The organism is Georgenia sp. G2120, assembly GCF_055326485.1.
Map to the genome: position 1 here is coordinate 78,293 of NZ_JBUZNL010000008.1, position 20,245 is coordinate 98,537.

24 protein-coding genes are annotated in these 20,245 nt (G+C 73.9%); 1 reads left to right on the forward strand and 23 read right to left on the reverse strand.

Translation table 11 applies throughout. The annotated features are described in order from the left end of the window. Positions 1-31: 31 nt before the first annotated feature. The 18 genes from ACZLMO_RS10330 to ACZLMO_RS10415 all read right to left on the reverse strand — a co-directional run bounded on the left by ACZLMO_RS10330 (position 32) and on the right by ACZLMO_RS10415 (position 14,807). Positions 32-1,591 carry a YifB family Mg chelatase-like AAA ATPase gene (locus ACZLMO_RS10330; RefSeq protein WP_425712954.1) on the reverse strand — a complete coding sequence of 520 codons (1,560 nt, stop codon included), beginning with the start codon at positions 1,589-1,591 and terminating at the stop codon, positions 32-34. Beyond that, on the reverse strand, positions 1,591-2,160 hold the full coding sequence (locus tag ACZLMO_RS10335; RefSeq protein ID WP_463653694.1) for a YraN family protein: 570 nt from the start codon (positions 2,158-2,160) through the stop codon (positions 1,591-1,593). Before ACZLMO_RS10335 ends, ACZLMO_RS10330 begins: the two co-directional genes overlap by 1 nt. A gap of 218 nt (positions 2,161-2,378) precedes the next feature. Beyond that, on the reverse strand, positions 2,379-3,284 hold the full coding sequence (locus ACZLMO_RS10340; RefSeq protein ID WP_463653695.1) for an alpha/beta fold hydrolase: 906 nt from the start codon (positions 3,282-3,284) through the stop codon (positions 2,379-2,381). Between the two features lie 13 nt (positions 3,285-3,297). Continuing rightward, entirely contained in the window at positions 3,298-3,600 is a 303-nt protein-coding gene (locus tag ACZLMO_RS10345) for a DUF2469 domain-containing protein (protein ID WP_463653696.1), read from the reverse strand. Between the two features lie 7 nt (positions 3,601-3,607). Next, positions 3,608-4,336: a ribonuclease HII gene (locus tag ACZLMO_RS10350; protein ID WP_463653697.1), complete on the reverse strand. Its 729-nt coding sequence runs from the start codon at positions 4,334-4,336 to the stop codon at positions 3,608-3,610. Next, entirely contained in the window at positions 4,333-5,247 is a 915-nt protein-coding gene (gene lepB, locus ACZLMO_RS10355) for a signal peptidase I (protein ID WP_463653698.1), read from the reverse strand. The genes ACZLMO_RS10350 and lepB overlap by 4 nt, the downstream gene beginning before the upstream one ends. Positions 5,248-5,398: 151 nt before the next feature. Continuing rightward, complete coding sequence (rplS, locus tag ACZLMO_RS10360; RefSeq protein ID WP_425712948.1) at positions 5,399-5,749, reverse strand: 50S ribosomal protein L19; 351 nt, start codon at positions 5,747-5,749, stop codon at positions 5,399-5,401. 183 nt (positions 5,750-5,932) lie between these two features. After that, positions 5,933-7,345, reverse strand: a complete 1,413-nt coding sequence (gene trmD / locus ACZLMO_RS10365) for a tRNA (guanosine(37)-N1)-methyltransferase TrmD (protein ID WP_463653699.1) — start codon at positions 7,343-7,345, stop codon at positions 5,933-5,935. A 1-nt stretch (position 7,346) separates the two neighbouring features. Further along, positions 7,347-7,988 (reverse strand): ribosome maturation factor RimM, encoded by a 642-nt coding sequence (gene rimM / locus ACZLMO_RS10370; RefSeq protein WP_463653700.1) that lies wholly within the window; start codon positions 7,986-7,988, stop codon positions 7,347-7,349. A 158-nt stretch (positions 7,989-8,146) separates the two neighbouring features. Further along, entirely contained in the window at positions 8,147-8,386 is a 240-nt protein-coding gene (locus ACZLMO_RS10375; protein WP_463653701.1) for an RNA-binding protein, read from the reverse strand. A 1-nt stretch (position 8,387) separates the two neighbouring features. Next, positions 8,388-8,903, reverse strand: coding sequence for a 30S ribosomal protein S16 (rpsP, locus tag ACZLMO_RS10380; RefSeq protein WP_463653702.1), 516 nt, complete (start codon positions 8,901-8,903; stop codon positions 8,388-8,390). Positions 8,904-9,219: 316 nt separating this feature from the next. Beyond that, a complete protein-coding gene (locus ACZLMO_RS10385; RefSeq protein ID WP_463653703.1) occupies positions 9,220-10,002 on the reverse strand; it encodes a hypothetical protein in 783 nt (260 codons plus the stop codon). Then, positions 9,999-10,886 (reverse strand): ATP-binding cassette domain-containing protein, encoded by an 888-nt coding sequence (locus ACZLMO_RS10390; RefSeq protein ID WP_463653704.1) that lies wholly within the window; start codon positions 10,884-10,886, stop codon positions 9,999-10,001. The genes ACZLMO_RS10385 and ACZLMO_RS10390 overlap by 4 nt, the downstream gene beginning before the upstream one ends. A 98-nt stretch (positions 10,887-10,984) precedes the next feature. Continuing rightward, on the reverse strand, positions 10,985-11,791 hold the full coding sequence (locus ACZLMO_RS10395) for an ABC transporter permease (protein WP_463653705.1): 807 nt from the start codon (positions 11,789-11,791) through the stop codon (positions 10,985-10,987). Then, complete coding sequence (locus ACZLMO_RS10400) at positions 11,788-12,714, reverse strand: ABC transporter ATP-binding protein (protein WP_463653706.1); 927 nt, start codon at positions 12,712-12,714, stop codon at positions 11,788-11,790. The genes ACZLMO_RS10395 and ACZLMO_RS10400 overlap by 4 nt, the downstream gene beginning before the upstream one ends. Positions 12,715-12,805: 91 nt before the next feature. Next, positions 12,806-13,582, reverse strand: coding sequence for a hypothetical protein (locus ACZLMO_RS10405; RefSeq protein WP_463653707.1), 777 nt, complete (start codon positions 13,580-13,582; stop codon positions 12,806-12,808). Continuing rightward, a complete protein-coding gene (locus ACZLMO_RS10410) occupies positions 13,579-14,454 on the reverse strand; it encodes an ATP-binding cassette domain-containing protein (protein WP_463653708.1) in 876 nt (291 codons plus the stop codon). Before ACZLMO_RS10410 ends, ACZLMO_RS10405 begins: the two co-directional genes overlap by 4 nt. Next, positions 14,451-14,807, reverse strand: a complete 357-nt coding sequence (locus ACZLMO_RS10415; RefSeq protein ID WP_463653709.1) for a GntR family transcriptional regulator — start codon at positions 14,805-14,807, stop codon at positions 14,451-14,453. The genes ACZLMO_RS10410 and ACZLMO_RS10415 overlap by 4 nt, the downstream gene beginning before the upstream one ends. 83 nt (positions 14,808-14,890) lie before the next feature. Here ACZLMO_RS10415 and ACZLMO_RS10420 point away from each other — a divergent pair, with 83 nt between their 5' ends. Further along, positions 14,891-15,997 (forward strand): amidohydrolase family protein, encoded by a 1,107-nt coding sequence (locus tag ACZLMO_RS10420; RefSeq protein ID WP_463653710.1) that lies wholly within the window; start codon positions 14,891-14,893, stop codon positions 15,995-15,997. A gap of 80 nt (positions 15,998-16,077) precedes the next feature. Here ACZLMO_RS10420 and ffh read toward each other — a convergent pair whose 3' ends face one another. The 5 genes from ffh to ACZLMO_RS10445 form a co-directional block, all read right to left on the reverse strand. Then, entirely contained in the window at positions 16,078-17,637 is a 1,560-nt protein-coding gene (gene ffh / locus ACZLMO_RS10425; RefSeq protein ID WP_463653711.1) for a signal recognition particle protein, read from the reverse strand. A 178-nt stretch (positions 17,638-17,815) separates the two neighbouring features. After that, positions 17,816-18,154, reverse strand: coding sequence for a P-II family nitrogen regulator (locus ACZLMO_RS10430; protein ID WP_425712934.1), 339 nt, complete (start codon positions 18,152-18,154; stop codon positions 17,816-17,818). A gap of 8 nt (positions 18,155-18,162) precedes the next feature. Continuing rightward, on the reverse strand, positions 18,163-19,470 hold the full coding sequence (locus ACZLMO_RS10435) for an ammonium transporter (RefSeq protein WP_425712933.1): 1,308 nt from the start codon (positions 19,468-19,470) through the stop codon (positions 18,163-18,165). 162 nt (positions 19,471-19,632) lie between these two features. After that, positions 19,633-19,890, reverse strand: coding sequence for a Txe/YoeB family addiction module toxin (locus ACZLMO_RS10440; RefSeq protein ID WP_425712932.1), 258 nt, complete (start codon positions 19,888-19,890; stop codon positions 19,633-19,635). A gap of 1 nt (position 19,891) precedes the next feature. Continuing rightward, positions 19,892-20,149, reverse strand: coding sequence for a type II toxin-antitoxin system Phd/YefM family antitoxin (locus ACZLMO_RS10445; protein WP_425712931.1), 258 nt, complete (start codon positions 20,147-20,149; stop codon positions 19,892-19,894). Positions 20,150-20,245 lie beyond the last annotated feature (96 nt).

Genomic DNA, 20,245 nt, shown 5'->3' on the forward strand with positions numbered 1-20,245 from the left:
GACCCGGTGAGCGGCGGTCCGACCGCCGGGCTCAGCCACGGCGGGGCCCCTGCGACCGGAGGGTCATCGCCTCGCCGACGTGCATGTCGCTCGGCGAGTCCGCCCCGGCGAGGTCGGCGATCGACCAGGCCACCCGAAGGACGCGGTCCATCCCGCGCATCGTCAGCCGCCCGGTGTCGACGGCGTCCGCCACCGTCGCCACCGCGCTGCGACCGGTGCGTTCCCGCAGCCACGCACCGGGCACCTCGGCGTTCGTGCTCCACCCGGTGCCGGCGAGCCGGTCGGCGGCGGCCGTGCGAGCCGCGGCGACCCGACGGGCGACGACCGCCGTCGGTTCCGACGGTTCCTCGACCGAAGCGGCCGCGCGCGAGACCCGCGCGACCTGGACCTGGAGGTCGACCCGGTCGAGCAGAGGTCCGGAGAGCCGGGAGAGGTAGCGGGACCGCACGGCGCTCGAGCACGTGCACAGCGCGCCGTCCCGGTCGGCGTTCCCGCACGGGCACGGGTTGGCCGTGAGCACGAGCTGGAAGCGTGCCGGGAACCGCGCCGAGCCGGCGGCGCGGTGGAGGACGATCTCCCCTGTCTCGAGCGGCTGGCGCAGCGTGTCGAGCACCCGGGTGGGGAACTCGGGGCTCTCGTCGAGCAGGAGGACGCCGCGGTGTGCGCGGGAGGCGGCGCCGGGCCGCGGCAGCCCGGACCCGCCGCCGACGATCGCGACGGCGGTCGCCGTGTGGTGCGGCTCCTCGAACGGCGGCCGCCGGACGAGCGAGTCGCCGGAGTACGTCCCGGCCACGGAGTGCACGGCGGTCACCTCGAGCGCGGCGTCGTCGTCGAGGTCCGGCAGGAGGCCCGGCATGCGGGCGGCCAGCATCGACTTCCCCGCGCCGGGCGGCCCGAGCAGGAGGAGATGGTGCCCGCCGGCGGCCGCGACCTCCACGGCCCGGCGCGCCGGGGCCTGCCCGATGACGTCGATCATGTCGGGCTCCGGCCGGGGCGCCGCCTGGGCGCCGTTCGCCCCACCTGCACCTCCGGACCGTCCGGCGGTCTCCGAACCGGCCGGGAGCGCGGGTCGGTGCGCCTCTCCCCCGAGCGCGACGACGACGTCCGCGAGGTGCTCGACCGCCCGCACGGTCATCTCCCCCACGAGCCGCGCCTCGGCGGCGTTCGCGGCCGGCACCACCACCTCTCGCAGCCCGTGGTCGCGCGCGGCGAGCACGGCGGGCAGGACCCCGCGGACCGGTTGCACCCGGCCGTCGAGCCCGAGCTCACCGAGGAACAGACCGGGGCGGCGGTCGGCGATGTCCCCGGCCGCGCCGAGGACGCTGACGGCGAGCGCCAGGTCGAGCCCGGTGCCGTGCTTGTGCAGGGAGGCGGGGGCGAGGTTGACCGTGGTGCGCGAGGGGCGCCACGCCCGGCCGCACGAGGACAGGGCGGCGCGCACGCGCTCGCGGGCCTCGGAGACAGCCGTGTCCGGGAGCCCGACGATGGTGAACGCCGGCAGGCCGTCGGCGATGTGCGCCTCGACGTCGACGACGTGCCCGGTGGTCCCGACCACGGCCACCGCCCGCGCGTGCCCCAACGACGCGCCCATCAGGCCACCGACCGCAGGTGCGTGATCCGAGGGGCGCCGTCGGTGAGGAGCACGCCGATGACGTCGATCCCGATCCGTGCGCCGCGGTAGGCCTCCTGCCCGGCCTCCGGGTCCCACGGCCGGGCGCGGGTGGCGCGTGCGACGACCCAGGCGCGGGAGAGCCGCCGCAGGCGCGCCGCCTTGTCGGCCGTCACGGCCTCGACGGGGTCGCCGAATGTGGTGCTGCGCCGGGTCTTGACCTCGACCACGGTCCAGCGTCTGCCCTCCGGGTCCCAGGCGACGATGTCGAGCTCGCCGTCCCGCACCCGCCAGTTGCGCTCGACGACGACCATGCCCAGCCCCTCGAGGTACCGCTCGGCGACCCGCTCGCCCCACGCACCGAGCGCGAGGCGCCCGGCCGACGGCGGCGGTGCCTGGTCGTCCTGCGCCTGGTCGTCCTGCGCCGGCGCGATCCCGGTCGCCGATGCCCCCGGTACCGCCCCGCGCGCCGTGCCCGCCGTGCCCGCCGCGCCCACCGCGTCCGCCGTCGTCGTTCTCTCGTCCCGCTCCGTGCCCGTGCCGTCCGGCATCGCGACCACCTCCGGGACCCACCCAAGGCGAGCGGGAGGACGGCTGCCCGGCGTACACGGCAGGTCTGTGGACGAGGGTGCGTCGGCCGTGCCTGTGGGGACTTCGTCGCCGACGCGCGACGTCCGGCCACGCCGGGCCGCACGGCCACACGGCCACACGGCCACACGGCCACACGAACGCAGGGAATCGCCCGCGCGAGCGCACGCCGGCACGCCCGCTACTTCGCGGCGATCCGCCGTTCGATTACGCGCGCGACCGCCCGCGTCGCCTCGAGCGGGGCGAGGTGGCCGACGCCCGGCAGCAGGGTGACCTCCGGGTCGCCGGGCAGCAGTCGTGCGAGCTCGGCGCCCTGCTCCGCCGGTATCCACGGGTCCGCCTCGCCCCAGGCGATCGCCGTCGGCGCGCGGACGGAGCCGAGCCGTTCGACCACGGGCCGCGTGTGCTCCGGGGTGAGCGCACCGATCTGCCGGTAGAAGGCAGCCTGCCCGGCGGTGCTCGTCCAGGGCCGGGCGAGGTCGTCGGGCAGCGCGGGGTCCAGGCCGGGACCGCCGGCCCCGGCGACGTACTCGCGCACCAGCGCGCGGTGCTGCGCCGACGGCAGGGCGGCGAACACGTCCTCGTGCTCGGCGACGAGCCGGAAGAACGGGGAGCCCCACGGGTCGAGCGTGACGATGTCGAGCAGCGTGATCGTCGCCGCCTCGACCCCCTCGAGGAGGTGGGCCCCGAGGACGACGGCGCCGCCGATGTCGTGCCCCACGAGGTGCGGCCGCTCGAGCCCCCAGTGGTCGAGGAGCGCGGCCAGACGGCGGCGCTGCGCGACGAGGTCGACGGCGGGGAGGTCGGGCGGTGGGCCGTCGGATCCGTCGGGCGCATCGGTTCCGTCGGTCGGCGCGGCCGCCGGGATCGACGCCCCGTACCCGGGCATGTCCCACAGGTACACGCGACGGTCGCGGGCGAGCAGCCGGGCCACCGGCTCCCACACCCGCGACGACCACGGCGTGCCGTGGCAGAGGACGACGTCGGCGGCGTTCGTGGCGGCTCCGTCGCGCTCCGGGCCGAGCACGTAGGAGGCGACGGGGGCGTCGAGCTCGACGACGGTCGGCTCCGGCAGGTCGTCGCTCACGAACCGACCACCCCTACGGCAGCTTGATGTCCGACTGGTTGAGCTCCTCGACGTTGACGTCCTTGAACGTCACGACGCGCACGTTCTTGACGAACCGGGCGGAGCGGTAGACGTCCCACACCCAGGCGTCGGAGAGGTTGAGCTCGAAGAAGACGTCGCCGCCGGCGTTGCGCACCTGGACGTCGACGCTGTTGCACAGGTAGAAGCGGCGCTCCGTCTCGACCACGTAGGTGAAGAGACTGACGACGTCTCGGTACTCGCGGTAGAGCCCCAGCTCGAGCTCGGTCTCGTAGTTCTCCAGGTCCTCGGCACTCACAGGGCCATCATGCACCCCGACGAGCGGGCAGCCGCCACGAGCGCCGGTGCCAGTCGCTCGCGCCGAGCTCGGCGAGCGCCGCGAGGTGACCGGCGGAGCCGTACCCCTTGTTGCCCGCGAGGCCGAACGCCTCGAGCTCGGGGCGCGCCGCGGCCACGACCATGAGCGCGTCCCGCTCGACCTTGGCGAGCACGCTCGCCCCGGACACGGACGCGCACCGAAGGTCGCCCTTGACCTCGGTCACCACGGGGACGTCCCACGCCGGGACGCCGGTCGCGCCCCGCCCGACGGCGTCGCTCGCCAGGGTGAGCAGGTCCGCCTCGGGCTCGGCGAGCCAGTCGTGGGCGCCGTCGAGGATCGTCGCCCCGGCCACGAGGCCGCCCCGGGCGAGGTCGGCGTGCACGGCGACGAGCGCCCGCCTCGCCGCGAGCCGCTGGGCGGGCAGGATCCCGAGGGCGTCGATCTCGGCGGGCGACGCGTGCCCGACCGCCCAGGCCGCGGCCCAGGCGCGGACCGGATCGACCAGGGCCTCGCGCGCGGCGGGGCGCAGCGCCTTGGAGTCGGTGAGGCCCGCCGGGATCTCCCCGGTGGTGCTGCCCACCGCGCACACGCCGATGGTCACCGGTCCGGCGAGCGCGCCCCGGCCGACCTCGTCGACCCCGAGCACCACGGTGTGCTCCGGGAGGCCGGCGAGGAGCTCGCGCTCGCGGGCGAGGTCGGGTGGCGCGGCCCTCACGGTGCGGGAACGTCCTCGAACGTCTCCTCCGGGTCGGAGTGCCAGTCGACGTTGCCCATCGGCCACACGGTGGCGAACGCGGTGCCGACCACGTTCTCGAGCGGCACGAACCCGCCACCCGGACCACCCATGTGCGCGCGGGAGTCCGCGGAGTTGTCCCGGTTGTCGCCCATCACCCACAGGTGCCCCTCGGGGACGACGACCTCGAACTCGAGCCCCGAGGGCTGCGCGCCGGGCGCGAGGTAGGGCTCGTCGATCGGCTCGCCGTTGACCATGAGCCGCCCGTCGGCGTCGCAGCAGGTCACGGTGTCGCCGGGGAGGCCGATCACGCGCTTGATGAGGTGCTGCCCGGCGTCCTGCGGGAGGATCCCCACGAAGGTGAGGCCGTCGGTGACGGCCCGCTGCACCGGGTTGCTGGACTCCACGGGCTGGTCCTCGAGCCAGCCGCCCGGGTCGACGAACACGACGATGTCGCCACGCTCGAGGTCGAACGGACCCGGCGTCAGCTTGCTCACCATCACCCGGTCCCCGACCTCGAGGGCCTCCTCCATCGAGCCCGAGGGGATGTAGAACGCCTGGACGAGGAACGTCTTGATGAGGACGGACAGGACGAGCGCGCACACCACGACGATCGCGGTCTCGCGCAGCCACGCCCCGATGCCGCCGCGCCGCGCCGAGCGGCCGGTGCCGCGGCGACGAGGGTCGTCCTCGGCAGCCGGGTCCGAGCCCGGGTCCGCGCCGGGGTCCGCGCCGGGGTCGGAGCCGGTGCCCTCACCCGGACGACTGCCTCTCCCCGCGCCGGCTCCCCGGCCCCGCGGCGCCCGGCCGTCAGGGTCATGGGTGATCGCCGTGCCGTGGTCGTCGACCTCGGAGGGGGTCGGAGCGCTCGGGGGCGTGAGCGGCTCGGTCATGCGTCCTCCTCGGTACGGCCGGCCGGGATGCCCGCACGCCAGGCGGTCCCACCGCCGTCGGTCCACACGGTATCCCGCGCACGACGACGCCCGGCGGACATCTCGTCCGCCGGGCGTCGTCCGGGAGCGGTCGGCTCGGTCGTGCCGGTGCTCAGGCGTTGTCGCGCTTCTCGCGGATCTTCGCGGCCTTCCCGCGCAGGTTGCGCAGGTAGTAGAGCTTGGCGCGGCGGACGTCGCCGCGGGTGACGCGCTCGATCGAGTCAATCGTCGGGGCGTGCACGGGGAACGTGCGCTCGACGCCGACGCCGAAGCTCACCTTGCGGACCGTGAAGGTCTCGCGGACGCCCTGGCCCTGGCGGGCGATGACGACGCCCTGGAAGACCTGGACGCGGGAGCGCGTGCCCTCGACGACCTTGACGTTGACCTTGACGGTGTCGCCCGCGCGGAAGGCGGGGACGTCGGTGCGGATCGACGCACCGTCGATGAAGTCCAGGGTCTGCATGAGAATCTCTCCTTCGCCCGTGCGCGCAGGTCACGGCCGGCTGGTCGGCGCTCGGCGCCGTCTGGTTCGGGTGCCTGCTCGGGCCGGGACCCCCTGCGGCAGGTCACCGGCCGCGGCTGTGCCGCGCAAGCCGCTCCATCCTGCCACATCGGCCCGTCCGCCCCCAGGGCCGATGCCCCGCTCTCACGTGAGGTCGCGCACCATCACCACGTCGTCGTGCACCTGGTCGCCGACGCGGAACCGGCGCGGGCCGACGACGACGAACCCCGCGCGCTCGTAGGCCTTCCGTGCGCGTCGGTTGCGGGCGTTCGTGCCGAGCCAGAGGGCGCGCACGGGCTCCCCGTCGACCTCGCTGGCGGCCGTGGCAGCGACCGCGGAGTCGAGCAGGAGGCGGCCGAGGCCGGAGCCGAGGTACGCGCGGGCGATGTAGATCTTCGACAGCTCGGCGGCCGGCCGGGCGATGACGACGGCCGCGACGTCGTCGGCGTACGGCACGGCGTCGGCGCTCCCGGGCAGGTGGGTGAGCGTGTAGCCGGCGAGCTCTGGCCGGGCCGTCGCGCCGTCGGCTGCGCCCCGTACCGATCCCGCACCGGTACCGGTTCCGTCCTCGGCACGCCCGGTCCCGACCTCCGCGACCTGGAGGATCGTCGTCGGCGAGGCGATGTGGGCGGCCATCCGCTCCGCGGTCAGGTGCTCGGCGACGAACGCGGCGATGTCCTCCTCCGCGGTGCCGGGCGGGCAGGCGAGGGCGAACGTGGCGGCGGCGAGCGCGGCGAGGGCCTCGGCGTCGTCGGGGCCGGCGTCGCGGACGGTGACGGGCACGGGAGACGGTGCGCCGTCGGGGACGACCCGGCCGAGCCGCGCGAGGGTGCGCCGGTCCGCCTTCGTGAGGGCTCCGGCGTCGAGGGCGTCGAGAAGGTCGGGGCGCCGGGCGGCGGTCCGCTCGAGCGAGCGCTCGCGCCGCCAGGCCGCGGCGGCGCCGTGGTCGCCGGAGGTGAGGACGGGCGGGATCTCGAGCCCGCGCCACTCCGTCGGCCGGGTGTAGACCGGGTACTCGAGGGTGCCGTCGCCGGCGTGGGACTCCTCGGCGAGCGAGTCGGGGTTCCCGACGACGCCGGGCAGCAGCCGGACGACCCCCTCGACGAGCGCGAGCGCCGCGACCTCCCCGCCGTTGAGCACGTAGTCGCCGAGGGAGTACTCGAGGACCCGGACATCGTCACGGCCGCGGTAGTGCTCGGCGACCCGGGCGTCGATGCCCTCGTACCGTCCGCACGCGACGACGAGCGGGCCGTCGCCGGTGGCGAGCGAGTCGAGCGTGGCCTGCGTGAGCGGCTCGCCGGCCGGGGCGGGGATCGCGAGGACGCCGCCGACCGCGAGCAGCGGGTCGAGGGCCTCGCCCCACACGTCGGCGCGCATGACCATGCCCGCTCCCCCGCCGGCCGGGGTGTCGTCGACGGTGCGGTGACGGTCGGTCGTCACGTCCCGCAGGTCGTGGACGGCGAGGTCGACGAGGCCGTCGCGCCGGGCCTTCCCGATGAGGCTGAGGTCCAACGGCGCGAGGTAGTCGGGGAAGATCGTCACGACGTCGATGCGCACGTCAGTGCCCCGCGTCGGTCGGGCCTGTGCGGGTCGCGTCCGAGCCGTCGCCGGCCGGGCTCTCGTCACCGGTCCGGTGGTCGTCGTCGACGGGGTTGTCGTCGTCGGACCCGGTCTCATCCGCATCCTCGGGCAGCGGGTCGCCGGCGAGCAGGCCGCGCGGCGGGTCGAGGACGACCTTCCCGGCGGCGACGTCGACCACCGGCACGAGCGCGCGGACGAACGGCACGGGGGTCGTGGGGCCGTCGGTCTCGCGGACGAGCAGGAGGTCGTGCCCCGGTGCGGCCCGGAGGTCGACGACCTCGCCGAGCGTGCGGCCGTCGACGTGCTCGGCGCGCAGGCCCCGCAGCTCGTGCGGGTACCAGGCGTCCTCCTCGTCGTCCTCCTCGTCGGTCTCGACGACGAGCCGGACGCCACGCAGCGACTCGACCGCGGTGCGGTCCTCCGCCCCCGCGAACCGGACGTAGTAGGAGCCGCGGTCGACCCGGGTGCTCGTGACCTCGAGCGGCCCGGCGTCCGCGGGGTCCGTCTCGAGGGTGGCACCCACGGCGAGACGACGCTCGGGGTCGTCGGTGCGGACGTCGAGCCGGACCTCGCCCCGCAGCCCGTGCGGGGCCCCGACGACGGCGACGGTGAGCTGCACGGCGACTCCTTGACCGGTGGGGCCGCGCGGCGCGCGCCGGCAGGCCCGGTGGACTGTGGTGGGACGAACGATGGTGGGACGAACGGTGGTGGGACGAACGGTGGTGCGAACGACGCGGACCCGGCCCGCGAGGCGGGCCGGGTCCGGCGTCGGTGTGCTCAGCGGCGGTCGGTGTCGACGACGTCGATCCGCACGGGGCCCGAGGTCGACAGCGCGCCGATCACGGTGCGCAGCGCCTTCGCGGTGCGCCCCTGTCGCCCGATCACGCGCCCGAGGTCCGCGGGGTTGACCCGCACCTCGAGCAGGTCGCCGCGGCGCAGCGAGCGCTCGGCCACCTGGACGTCGTCCGGGTTGTCGACGATCCCGCGCACGAGGTGCTCGAGGGCGTCGGCCAGCACGTCAGGCCTCCTCGGCCGGAGCCTCGGCGTCGCCCTCGGCGGTCTCCGTCGACCCCTCGGCGGCCGCGTCGTCGGAGTCGGTGGACTCGTCGGCGCTCGCCTCGGCGGCGGCCGCGGCCTCCTCCTCGGCCTTCTTGGCCGACGCGTCGGACTTGCGCTTCTCGGCGGCGTCCTCGGCGGCCTTGACGGCCTCGGCGCGGGCGGCGGCGACGGTCTCCTCGGAGGCGTCCTTCGTCCGCAGCGTGCCCTCGGCGCCGTCGATGCCCTTGAACTGCTGCCAGTCGCCGGTCACCTTGAGGAGCGCGGCGACCTGCTCGGTCGGCTGCGCGCCGACGCCGAGCCAGTACTGCACGCGCTCGGAGTCGATCTGGATGAGCGACGGCTCCTGCATCGGGTTGTAGAGGCCGATCTCCTCGATGGCCCTGCCGTCGCGACGGGTGCGGGAGTCCATGACGACCACGCGGTAGTGCGGGGCGTGGATCTTGCCGAGACGCTTGAGTCGGATCTTGACTGCCACTTGAGTGGGTGCTCCTGGTTCTGGGGTTCAGGTGGGCGTGCGCGCGCCGACGGTGGGAACACGACGACGGTTGCTGCCCGGGACACGGTCCGCGCGGGAGAGAGGGGCCCACGCGCACCGGGTACAGCCCGCCATTGTGCCAGACATCTCCCCCGCCGGCACCGGTCGTCGGCGAGCGGGCGCGTGCCGTCGGCCACGTCGACGGGCCGCCGGGAGCCACGTCGGCGGGCGGTCCGTGGTCCCGCCCCCGGACGGCCGGTGGCGACGTCGACGCGAGGTCGGGCGGGGTGTCGTCGTCGGGGACGGTGCGGCTCGGTCAGGCGGGGCGGTTGCGTACCGGGGCGTCGCGCAGGACGAGCCAGAGGCCGACCGCCGTCAGCACCACGGCTCCGAGCAGCACGAGCGGGACCGTCGCGGGCGTCGGCCCGACGTCGGCGATCCGCTGGAAGATCTGGCCCTGCATGTCGTTGCCGGTGACGAGGGCCGCGACGCCCACGACCGGCAGGAGCGCGGGGATCGTCAGCAGGATCGCCCTGACGACCGCGCCGCCGTGCAGGCGGTAGAACAGGGCGCCCACGAGCTGGCCGGACAGGACGGCCCCGAACGAGTTGGCGGCCATGACGAGCGCGAAGAACCACCACCCGCGCTCCCAGGCGGTCGGCACGTCCGACTCCGGGAAGGCGTGCTCCCAGCCGGCGACCCGGAACGCCAGCGCCTCGGCGGCCATGAGGAGCGTGGCACCCGCCGACCACACGAGGCCGGCCACGGGCGCGGATGCGAGGTTGCCGAGGACGACCGAGGGCCGGGTGGCCCCCTGCGGCACGAACGCGACCATGTGCTGGCGCACGAGCACGAGGCCGACGACGAACGGCACGCCGAAGGCCAGCGACGAGAGCGACGCGACCCACGACCGGTCGACGCTCCACCCCACCGCGAGGACCGTGAGCGTGACGGCTGCGGCGGCGATACCGATGACGAGGGCGATGAGCGTGACGTAGCCGTGCGCGACCGTGTTCCAGCCGGCGATCGAGAGCCACTGGGGCCGCCGCGGACCGGCGTGCTGCGGGGCCCGGACGAGGTCGGACGCGAGGGTGGTCATGAGGAGCTCCCGGTGAGGTGGATGACGACGTCCTGGAGCCCGAGGTGACCGACCCCGATGCCTCGACGGGCGAGGTCGGCCCGTGTATCGGCGTCGATGTCGGCGAGCACGGTGAGCTCGCTGGTGGGGCCCAGGCTGCGCTCGGCGAGGACGGTGAGGTCGGCGGCGGCTGCCCGCACGTCGTCCGTGCGTCCGGTGAGGGTGGCCCCGCGGGAGCGGAGCTCCTCGGCGCCGCCGTCGTGGACGACCCGCCCGTCGTCGAGCAGCACGACGTCCTCGAGCACGTTCTCGATCTCGGAGATGAGGTGGCTCGACAGGACGATCGTGCGGGGGTTGCGCGCGTAGTCGGCCACGAGCAGGTCGTAGAACTCCACGCGCGTGGGCGCGTCCATCCCGAGGTGCACCTCGTCGAACATCGTCAGCGGTGCGCGCGAGGCCAGCCCGAGGATCGCACCGACCACGGCCCGTCGGCCGCGCGACATCTTGACCGGGTGCTGCTTCGGGTCGATGCCGAAGTGGTCGAGGAGCTGCTCGGCCCACGCCTGGTCCCACGTGGGCCGCAGCATGGCCGCGATCTGGAACGTGTCCTCGACGGGCTGGTCGGGGACGACGTCTCCGGACTCGCGCACGAGGCAGATCGCCGGCGCGAGCCGCGCGTCGTCGAACGGGTCGCGCCCACCCACCCGCACGCTCCCCCGGGTCGGCCGGCGGAAGCCGGCGAGCGCGGACAGCGCCGTGGTCTTGCCCGAGCCGTTGCGGCCGAGCAGGCCGGTGATCCGACCCTCGCGGAGGCCGCACGTGGCGGCGTCCAGGGCAGTCGTGCGGCCGAGCCGGACGGTGACGTCCTCGAGCCGCGCGTCGAGCGGGGTGTGCGTGGAGCTCACGTCGTCAGCCTCTCGTGGGTGGACGGTCGGGTTCGTGGGTGGGTGGTCAGGCACTCGTGGGTGAGTGGTCGGGCCCTCGTGGGTGGGTGGGTGGGTGCTCAGGACCAGCGGAACAGGCGGGCCGCGAGCGGGTAGAGCACGGCCACGTAGGCGATCATGACGACGAGCTGGAGCCACGGCACGCCCGAGCCGAACCAGGCCTCGGTCATCGCCTGGCTGGCGGCGCCGAGCGGCGTGAACCGGGCGATCGACTCGACGATGTCCGGCATGATCGGCCCCGGCGTCCACAGGCCCGCGAAGAAGAGCATCGGGAAGTACACGAGCATCCCCAGTCCGTTCGCCGTCGAGGCCTTCGCCGCGAATGCGGCGATGAGGAGCCCGATGCCGAAGGTGGACGCCAGCCCGAGCAGGGCGGCCAGGACGAGCAGCACCGGCTGGGTGGGGACCACGAGGTCGTGGACGAGCGCCGAGACACCGAGCGCGAGCACCGCCGCCACGAGGAACGCCGCGACGTTGACGATCACCTGGGCGACGAGGATGCCGGACGGACGCATCGGAGTCGCGGCCAGGCGGCGCAGCACGCCGCGCTCGCGGTAGCCCGCGATGTACGACGGGAGCGTCGTCAGCGCGGGTGCGGCGACCGCGGTCGCGAGGATGACGGGCATGAACGAGGCGATGACGGTCAGTCCGTCGTAGGAGCTGCCGGGCGACTCGATCGTGTCGCGCATGCCGGGGATGGCGAAGCCGAGCCCGACGGCGAGGATGAGCGGGAAGAATAGGGCGAAGAACACCGACCCGGGGTCCCGCAGGAACAGGACGGCCTCGGAGCGGACGAGGTCGCCGAGGCCTCGCTGGCGCGCGGCTCGGGGCACGCGGTTCGTGGTGGCGCGGGCGGTGGCGGTCATGCGGCACCCTCCTCGGGCTTGGCGCTCGTGAGGTCGACGAAGACGTCCTCGAGCGTGCGGGTACGGGTGTTGAGCGACGCGGGCACGATGCCCGCGCGGTCGAGAGCAGCGACGACGTCGGGCAGGACGCGCGTGCCACCCGTGATGCTGAGCGCGGAGCCGCGGCGGGTGACGTCGCTGACGGCGTCGAGGTCCCGGATCAGGTCCTCCGGGTCGGCGGCGCCGGCGGGCAGCCCGACCGTGAGGACGGTCTGGCCCGAGTCGGCGGAGGTGAGCTCGGCCGGGGTGCCCTCGGCGACGACGTGCCCGGCGTCGATGACGACGATCCGGTCGGCGAGGTGCTCGGCCTCGTCCATGAAGTGCGTGACGAGGAGGACCGTCACGCCGGAGTCGCGGACCCGCTCGACGAGCTTCCAGGTCTCGCGCCGGCCGACGGGGTCGAGACCGGTCGTCAGCTCGTCGAGGATGACGACCTGCGGGCTGCCCACGAGGGCGAGCGCGATGGACAGGCGCTGCTGCTGTCCGCCCGAGAGGTCGTCGAACCGGGTGCGCCTCGAGTCCTCGAGGCCGAGCATGGCGATGAGCTCGTCGACGTCCGCGGGCTCGGGGTAGAAGGCCGCGTAGAGGCGCAAGGCCTCCTGGACGGTGATCTTCGCCGGGAGCTTGGACTCCTGGAGCTGGACGCCGAGGACCTGCCGCACGGCGGCGGGGTCGGTCTGCGGGTCGATGCCGAGGACGCGGGCGGTGCCGGAGTCCTGCTTCTGCAGGCCGGCGAGGATCTCGACGCTGGTGGTCTTGCCGGCGCCGTTGGGGCCGAGGATGCCGACGATCTCGCCGGGCTCGACGCTCAGGCTGACGTCGGCGACGGCCACCTTCTGGCCGAAGGTCTTGCGCAGGTGGGTGATGTCGATGGCGGATGACACAGGGGTCCCCTCCTTCGGGGTGCGGTGCGGGTGGAGCTGGTGGACGGTGCGTGCCGGTGGGCGGCACGCACCGGTGGGCGGTCGCGGGCGCTCAGGCCTCGACGCCGCCGATCGGGGTACGCCTCAGGAGGGCGACGACGTATCCGGCGAGCACGAGGGTCGCCCCGCCGACGATGAGGTAGACCCAGCCGCCGAGGCCGGCGAGGTTGCCGACCGAGTCGGGCCGGCCGAGGTCGACGAGCACCTGTGCGCCCAGGACGGGCAGCAGGGCGAACGGGAGCAGGAGCGTGCCGCGCAGGCCTCCGAACCGGTAGTAGCCGGCGCCGACGGCGAGGCCCGAGACGAGCCCGGCGAGCACCATGAGCGTGATGACGGCCCACGGCTCGAGCAGCCCGGTCTCCCAGACGCCCTCGACGATCCCGTCGTCGTCGGTGCCCATGGCGCCGTGCGGCCAACCGAGCGCGCCGTAGATCCAGCCCTCGACGATCAGGAGCAGGGCCATGACGAGCCCGTGCCCGAGCGCGGCGACGAGGGACGAGGCGAGCGCCCCGCGGATGAACGAGCGTCGGGTCATCCCGTTGACCACGTAGATCGTGACGGCGATCGCGATCACCACGGCGATCGAGAACGGGAGCCAGAGCGTCGCGTAGATGGCGAACTGCATGACGGAGACGCGCACGATGGTGAAGTGGTCGACGAGCAGGGTGGCGACGGCGATGGCGACGACGGCCAGAGCCCAGAACCACGCCCCGACGACGCCGTGCACGCCCAGCATCGAGGCCGTGGCGCGGACCCACTGGGGGCGGACGCCTCGCCCCGCGCCGGGCACGGCGGTCGGCGTGGTGAGGGTGGGGTCGGTGGAGGTCATGACGTGCGCTCCGTGAGGTGGATGACGAGCTCCTGCAGGCCGAGGCGGCCGACGGCGAGCCCCTGGTCCTCGAGACCGCGCAGCGTGGCCCGGTCGGGCCGGCCGTAGACCGCGGCCTCCTTCGTGCCGCCGAGCGTGCGCTCGGCGAGGACCTCGAGGTCGGCGACGGCGCGGTCCACCGCGTCGGCGGGTCCCGTGACGGTGAGTCCGCCGGCGGTGATCTCGTCCGCGTCGCCGGCGACTCGCAGCCCGCCGCGGTCGAGGATGATCACGTGCTCGAGCAGCTGCTCGATCTCGCTGATGAGGTGGCTGGACAGGACGATCGTGCGCGGATGCTCGGCGTAGTCCGCGAGCAGCCGCTCGTAGAACAGGGCGCGCGAGGGCGCGTCCATCCCGAGGTAGACCTCGTCGAACATCGTCAGCGGGGCACGCGAGGCGAGCCCGACCGTGGCGGCGACGGCCGACCGGTTGCCGCGCGAGAGTGCGTCGACCGACTTCTTGGGGTCGATCTCGAACGCGTCGAGCAGCTCGTCCGCGAGCGCCTGGTCCCACCGGGGGCGGGTCCGGCGCACGGCCCGCAGGTTCGCGCGCACGTTCTCCGTGGTGAAGAGGTCGCCGGCCTCGCGGACGAGGCAGATGCCCTCCATGAGGGTCTCGTTCTCGAACGGGTCGGCACCCTCGACGCGCACGCGCCCCGAGGTGGGTCGGCGCAGTGCGGCGACGACGCCGAGCAGCGTCGACTTGCCGGCGCCGTTGCGGCCGAGCAGGCCGGTGATGGAGCCCGGCTCGATGGTCGTGGTGACGCCGTCGAGCGCCTGCGTGCGGCCGAGCCGGACGCCGAGGTCGTCGATGTCGACGCGGTAGCCGGTCATGACGTGGCTCCCTTGATGTGGGCGATGAGCTCGTCGGGGGTGATGCCGAGGGCGGCGGCCTCCGCGAGCACCGGGTCGAGGTGCTCGGCGAAGAAGGACTCGCGCCCGCCGGCGAGGAGGGCCGCGGGGGCGCCCGGCGCGACGAACATGCCGACGCCGCGCTGCTTGTACAGGATGCCCTCGTCCACCAGCAGCGCAAACGCTTTTGCGGCGGTGGCCGGGTTGATCCGGTACGTGGTGGCGAACTGGGTGGTCGACATGACCTGCTCCTCCTCCCGAAGGTTGCCGGTGACGATCTGCCGACGCAGGTGGTCAGCGATCTGGAGATAGATCGGCTCGGGCCCGTCGAACACGTCGTCACCTCCTTCGTTGGTTCGTTACTCGACTAATGAACCACGGAACCGACGAACCGTCAACCCGTGCCACCCTCGTCCCCATGAGCGCCCCGTCACGCCCGCTGCACCTGACCGGCACCGTCGTCGTCGACGAGACCACCGTGCTGCCCGAGATCTGGGTCGAGGCGGGGCGGATCCACACCTCTCCCCCGCCGGGGTCGGAGGCGTCCGACGAGGTGCGCGGCGTCGTCGTGCCGGGTCTGGTCGACGTGCACGCCCACATCGGGCTCGGCGCGGGAGGCGCGGTGGACGAGGCGACGGCCGAGGCGCAGGCGCTCGCCGACCGCGACGCGGGAGTGCTCCTCGTCCGCGACGCGGGCTCCCCCGCCGACACGCGCTGGGTCGACGACCGCGAGGACCTGCCCCGGCTCGTCCGCGCCGGCCGGCACGTCGCCCGCCCGAAGCGCTACATCAGGAACTTCGCGCGCGAGCTCGACGACGTGGCGCGGCTGCCCGAGGCCGTGGCCGAGGAGGCGCGGCGCGGGGACGGCTGGGTCAAGCTCGTCGGCGACTGGATCGACCGGTCCCTCGGCGCCGACGCCGACCTCACGCCGCTGTGGCCGCGGGACGTGCTGACCGACGCCGTCGCGGCCGCGCACGGGAACGGCGCGCGCGTCACCGTCCACACGTTCGCCACCGAGACCGTCGACGACTGCCTCGCCGCGGGGGTCGACTGCCTCGAGCACGGGACGGGCATGACGACCGACCACATGGCGGAGCTGGCCGCCCGCGGCGTCCCGGTGACGGTGACCGCCCGGCAGACCGCCCAGTTCGGCGACTTCGCCGACCAGGCCGGCGCGAAATACCCCGTCTACGCGGCACGGATGCGGGCGATGCACGCACGGCGGCGCGAGTTCTGGGGCGAGGTCGTGGCGGCCGGCGTGCCGCTGCTCATGGGCTCCGACGCCGGGGGCACGCTCGACCACGGCACGCTGCCGGACGAGCTCGTCGCCTGCGCGGAGCTCGGCATCCCGCACGAGCGGGTGCTCGCGGCGGCGACGTGGGAGGCGCGGCGCTACCTCGGCGTGCCGGGCATCGAGGACGGGGCGAGCGCGGACCTCGTCGTCTACGCGGACGACCCGCGGACGGACGTGAGCGTCACGCGGCGGCCGACGGCGATCGTCCTGCGAGGCACGCGCGTCCGCTGACCCTCACCTGGCGAGTGAGCCGATGTCCGCCCGACGAATGAGCCGGCATCGGCCCGGCGTCCGCGTCCGCGTCGACAGCGTCAGCGCAGGTATTTCTGCAGCTCGGAGATGTCGAGGTCCTCCGGCTTGGGCTGGACCGGGCCCGTGCCCCCGCCGCCGAACGAGGCGCCCGAGGGGGCGGACGTTCGCGAGGCGAGCTCGCGCTCCTGCTGCGCGCGCTTGGCGGGGTTGCCGCTCTTGCCCTTCTTCTTCTTCACCTGCGGCGCCTGACGGCCCTTCGACTTCTTGCCGCCACCCATGCCGGGGCCGCCGGGAAACCCGCCCGCGCCGGGCATGCCGCCGCCGCTGTTCATCTTGCGCATCATCACGCGGGCCTGCTCGAACCGCTCGAGCAGGGAGTTGACCTGCTGGACGGTGGTGCCGGCGCCCTTGGCGATGCGCGAACGCCGCGACCCGTTGAGGATCTTCACGTTGTCGCGCTCGGCGGGCGTCATCGACCGGACGATCGCCTCGACGCGGTCGACCTCGCGCTCGTCGAAGTTGTCCAGCTGCTCGCGCATCTGGCCCATGCCCGGGAGCATCCCGAGCATCTTCTTCATCGAGCCCATCTTCTTGATCTGCTGGAGCTGGCCGAGGAAGTCCCCCAGCGTGAAGTCGTCGCCGGCGAGCTTCTCGGCGAGCGCCTCCGCCTCGGCGGCGTCGTAGGTCCGCTCGGCCTGCTCGATGAGGGTGAGGACGTCACCCATGTCGAGGATGCGGGACGCCATGCGGTCGGCGTGGAAGCGCTCGAAGTCCTCGAGCTTCTCGCCGGTCGAGGCGAACAGGACCGGCACGCCGGTGACGCCGCGGACGGACAGGGCGGCGCCACCGCGGGCGTCGCCGTCGAGCTTGGACAGGACGACACCGGTGAACCCGACACCCTCGGCGAACGCGTTCGCCGTGGTGACGGCGTCCTGGCCGATCATCGCGTCGAGGACGAACAGGGTCTCGTGCGGCTGGACGGCGTCGCGGATGTTCGCGGCCTGCCGCATCATCTCCTCGTCCACGCCGAGGCGGCCCGCGGTGTCGACGATGACGACCGAGTGCATGGCCTGCCGGGCGCGCTCGAGGCCGGTCCGCGCGACCTCGACCGGGTCGCCGACACCGTTGCCCGGCTCCGGCGCCCATACGGACACGCCGGCGCGCTCGCCGACGATCTGGAGCTGGGTGACGGCGTTGGGCCGCTGGAGGTCGGAGGCGACGAGCAGCGGGGTGTGCCCCTGCTCGCGCAGCCACTTGCCCAGCTTGCCGGCGAGGGTCGTCTTTCCGGCGCCCTGGAGGCCCGCGAGCATGATGACCGTCGGCGGGTGCTTGGCGATGAAGAGGTCGCGGGACTCGCCGCCGAGGACCTCGACGAGCTCCTCGTGAACGATCTTGATGACCTGCTGGCCCGGGTTGAGGGCCTTGGACAGGTCGGCACCCGTGGCGCGCTCGCGGATCCGACCGGTGAACTCCCGGACGACCGGGAGCGCGACGTCTGCCTCGAGCAGGGCCCGCCGGATCTCCCGGACGGTGGTGGCGACGTCCTCCTCGGAGAGTCGCCCCTTCCCGCGCAGGCCCTTGAAGGCGCCGGTGATCCGGTCGGAGAGGGAGGCGAACACGTAGGTCCTTCGTCGGTCGGGGCGCTGCGGCGGAGCCGGATTCTCGGCTCGGGACGGCGCGCGCGGTCAGGTCGTTGCCCGCAAGGGTAACAACGGGGACGACGACGCGGCCGTGGTGTGCCTCGCCCTCGCCCGTCGGCTGTGACGCAGACGGACGGGGGCCCGGGAGACGTCGCGGCTAGATGGCCTCGGAGCCGCGCTCGCCGGTGCGGACGCGGACGACCTCGCCGACGTCGGACACCCAGACCTTGCCGTCGCCGATGCGGCCGGTGTGCGCGGCGCTGACGACGGCGTCGAGGACCTTGCTCGCCTCCGCGTCGTCGACGAGGACCTCGATGCGGACCTTGGGCACGAGCCGGACCTCGTACTCGGCGCCGCGGTAGACCTCGGTGTGGCCGTGCTGGCGGCCGAACCCGTTGGCGTCCGAGACGGTCATGCCGGTGACCCCGGCGGACTCGAGGGCGGCCTTGATGTCCTCGAGCCGGAAGGGCTGGACGATGGCGGTGATGAGCTTCATGGCGGTCCTCACTTCTCCGATCCGGTGAGCAGGCGGCCGGTGCCGATGCCCTCGTACGCGCTCTCCGCGTGCTGGGCGGTGTCGATGCCGGCAGTCTCCTCGTCCTCGCTGATGCGCCACCCCATGGTCGCCCTGAGGACCAGGGCGATGATCAGCGTGACGAGCCCCGAGTAGATCACGGCGAGCGCCGCGACGAGCGTCTGAACCGCCAGGAGAGCGAGTCCTCCGCCCGTGAGCAGTCCGCCGTCGTCGGCGAGGAACCCGATGAGGACGGTGCCGACGAGCCCTCCGACGAGGTGGACGCCGACGACGTCGAGGGAGTCGTCGAACCGCCAGCGGTACTTCAGGCTCACCGCGAGCGCGCACAGGGCGCCGGCGATCACGCCGAGGACGATCGACGTGACCGGGGTGAGCGCTCCCGCGGCCGGCGTGATCGCCACGAGCCCGGCGACCGTTCCCGAGGCCGCTCCCAGCGACGTCATCCGGCCGTCGCGGATCTTCTCCGTGACGAGCCAGCCGAGGATCGCGGCGGCGGTCGCGGAGGTCGTGTTGACCCACGCGAGACCCGCGACGCCGTCGGCGGTGAACGCCGACCCGGCGTTGAACCCGAACCAGCCCACCCACAGCAGGGCGGCGCCGACCATGACGAGCGGCAGGTTGTGCGGCGGCATGGGGCGCCGGCCGAAGCCTGCCCGGCTGCCGACGACGAGCGCGAGCACGAGCCCGGCGATCCCGGCGTTGATGTGGACGACCGTGCCTCCGGCGAAGTCGATCGGCTCGGCGATCCCGGCGAGCGGGCCGTCGCCGGACAGCAGCCCGCCGCCCCACACCATGTGGGCCATCGGGAAGTAGGACAGCGTCACCCAGGCGGCGGCGAACACGAGCCAGGTCGCGTAGCGCACGCGCTCGGCGATCGCGCCGGAGACCAGTGCGGTCGTGATGATCGCGAACGTGGACTGGAACGCGACGCCCACGTACACGGGAACCCCGACGTCGTCGAGGAGGAACGTGCCGTCCGCGGCGGTGACGAGACCCTCGAGGGCGAACCCGTCGAGCGGGTTGCCGAACAGGCCGGCGAACGAGGAGCCGTAGCTCGTCGAGTACCCCCACAGCGGGTAGATCACGCCGACCACGGCGATGACGCCGAAGCTCATCATCATCATGTTGAGCACGCCGCGCGAGCGGGTCATGCCGCCGTAGAACAGGGCGAGAGCCGGCACGGTCATCATGAGCACGAGCGTGGCGGACATCAGCATCCAGGCCGTGGCGCCGGTGTCGAGCGTCGGGGGCGCCGACGACGCGATCAATGGGGTCATGTCTCCTCCTCGCCGGCACCGTCGGCCGGTCTGGGAGGGACTGTGCCGAGCGCGTGTGTCGCGCGGCCGCGCAGGAGGTTTCGGCCGTGTAACCGGCGGCGCCGCCACGTGACGATCACGTGACGGCGCCGGGAGGCTGAGCGGAAGGTGCGAGAGGGAGCGTCAGCCGTAGTGGTAGCGGCAGGAGGCGATGCGGACGTCGTCGCCGACGACCTTGTAGACCAGCCGGTGCTCGTCGGTGATGCGGCGCGACCAGTACCCGGCGAAGTCGTGCTTGAGGGGCTCTGGCTTGCCGATGCCGTCGTTGCCGTTGCGCCGCACGTCGGCCAGCAGCAGGTTGATCCGCTTGAGGACCTTGCGGTCCTGCGCCTGCCACCACAGGTAGTCCTGCCAGGCGTTCTCGTCCCAGACGAACGGCACGTCAGGCGTCCTCGGTCAGCTCGTGCACCTCTCCGCCCCCGGACTCGAGGCGCTCCATGGCGTCGAGCAGGCGCCGCGCGTTCGCCGGCGAGCGCATGAGGTAGGCCGTCTCCCGCAGCGACTCGTAGTCGGCGAGGGACACGATGACGACCGACTCGTGCCCGGCGCGCGTGACGACGACCTCCTCGCGGTCGTTCGTCACGCCGTCGAGCACCTCGGCGTAGCGCGCCCGTGACTCGGTGTAGCTCATCGTCTTCATCGCGACCTCCTGTACAGAAAACTGTACGGCGAGGAACGGGGGTCGGCAAGGGGTCGGCGCCGCCACGTGACGATCACGTGACGGCGCCGGGAGGCT

What these genes read in the sequence shown, in the direction of transcription:
- ACZLMO_RS10430 (WP_425712934.1), bottom strand. Translation starts at nt 18,154, where the DNA reads ATGAAGCTCATCACCGCCATCGTCCAGCCCTTCCGGCTCGAGGACATC.
- ACZLMO_RS10395 (WP_463653705.1), bottom strand. Translation starts at nt 11,791, where the DNA reads ATGACCGCCACCGCCCGCGCCACCACGAACCGCGTGCCCCGAGCCGCG.
- ACZLMO_RS10385 (WP_463653703.1), bottom strand. Translation starts at nt 10,002, where the DNA reads ATGACCACCCTCGCGTCCGACCTCGTCCGGGCCCCGCAGCACGCCGGT.
- ACZLMO_RS10410 (WP_463653708.1), bottom strand. Translation starts at nt 14,454, where the DNA reads ATGACCGGCTACCGCGTCGACATCGACGACCTCGGCGTCCGGCTCGGC.
- ACZLMO_RS10445 (WP_425712931.1), bottom strand. Translation starts at nt 20,149, where the DNA reads ATGAAGACGATGAGCTACACCGAGTCACGGGCGCGCTACGCCGAGGTG.
- ACZLMO_RS10420 (WP_463653710.1), top strand. Translation starts at nt 14,891, where the DNA reads ATGAGCGCCCCGTCACGCCCGCTGCACCTGACCGGCACCGTCGTCGTC.
- lepB (WP_463653698.1), bottom strand. Translation starts at nt 5,247, where the DNA reads ATGACCGAGCCGCTCACGCCCCCGAGCGCTCCGACCCCCTCCGAGGTC.
- ACZLMO_RS10335 (WP_463653694.1), bottom strand. Translation starts at nt 2,160, where the DNA reads ATGCCGGACGGCACGGGCACGGAGCGGGACGAGAGAACGACGACGGCG.
- ACZLMO_RS10330 (WP_425712954.1), bottom strand. Translation starts at nt 1,591, where the DNA reads ATGGGCGCGTCGTTGGGGCACGCGCGGGCGGTGGCCGTGGTCGGGACC.
- ACZLMO_RS10405 (WP_463653707.1), bottom strand. Translation starts at nt 13,582, where the DNA reads ATGACCTCCACCGACCCCACCCTCACCACGCCGACCGCCGTGCCCGGC.
- ACZLMO_RS10435 (WP_425712933.1), bottom strand. Translation starts at nt 19,470, where the DNA reads ATGACCCCATTGATCGCGTCGTCGGCGCCCCCGACGCTCGACACCGGC.
- rplS (WP_425712948.1), bottom strand. Translation starts at nt 5,749, where the DNA reads ATGCAGACCCTGGACTTCATCGACGGTGCGTCGATCCGCACCGACGTC.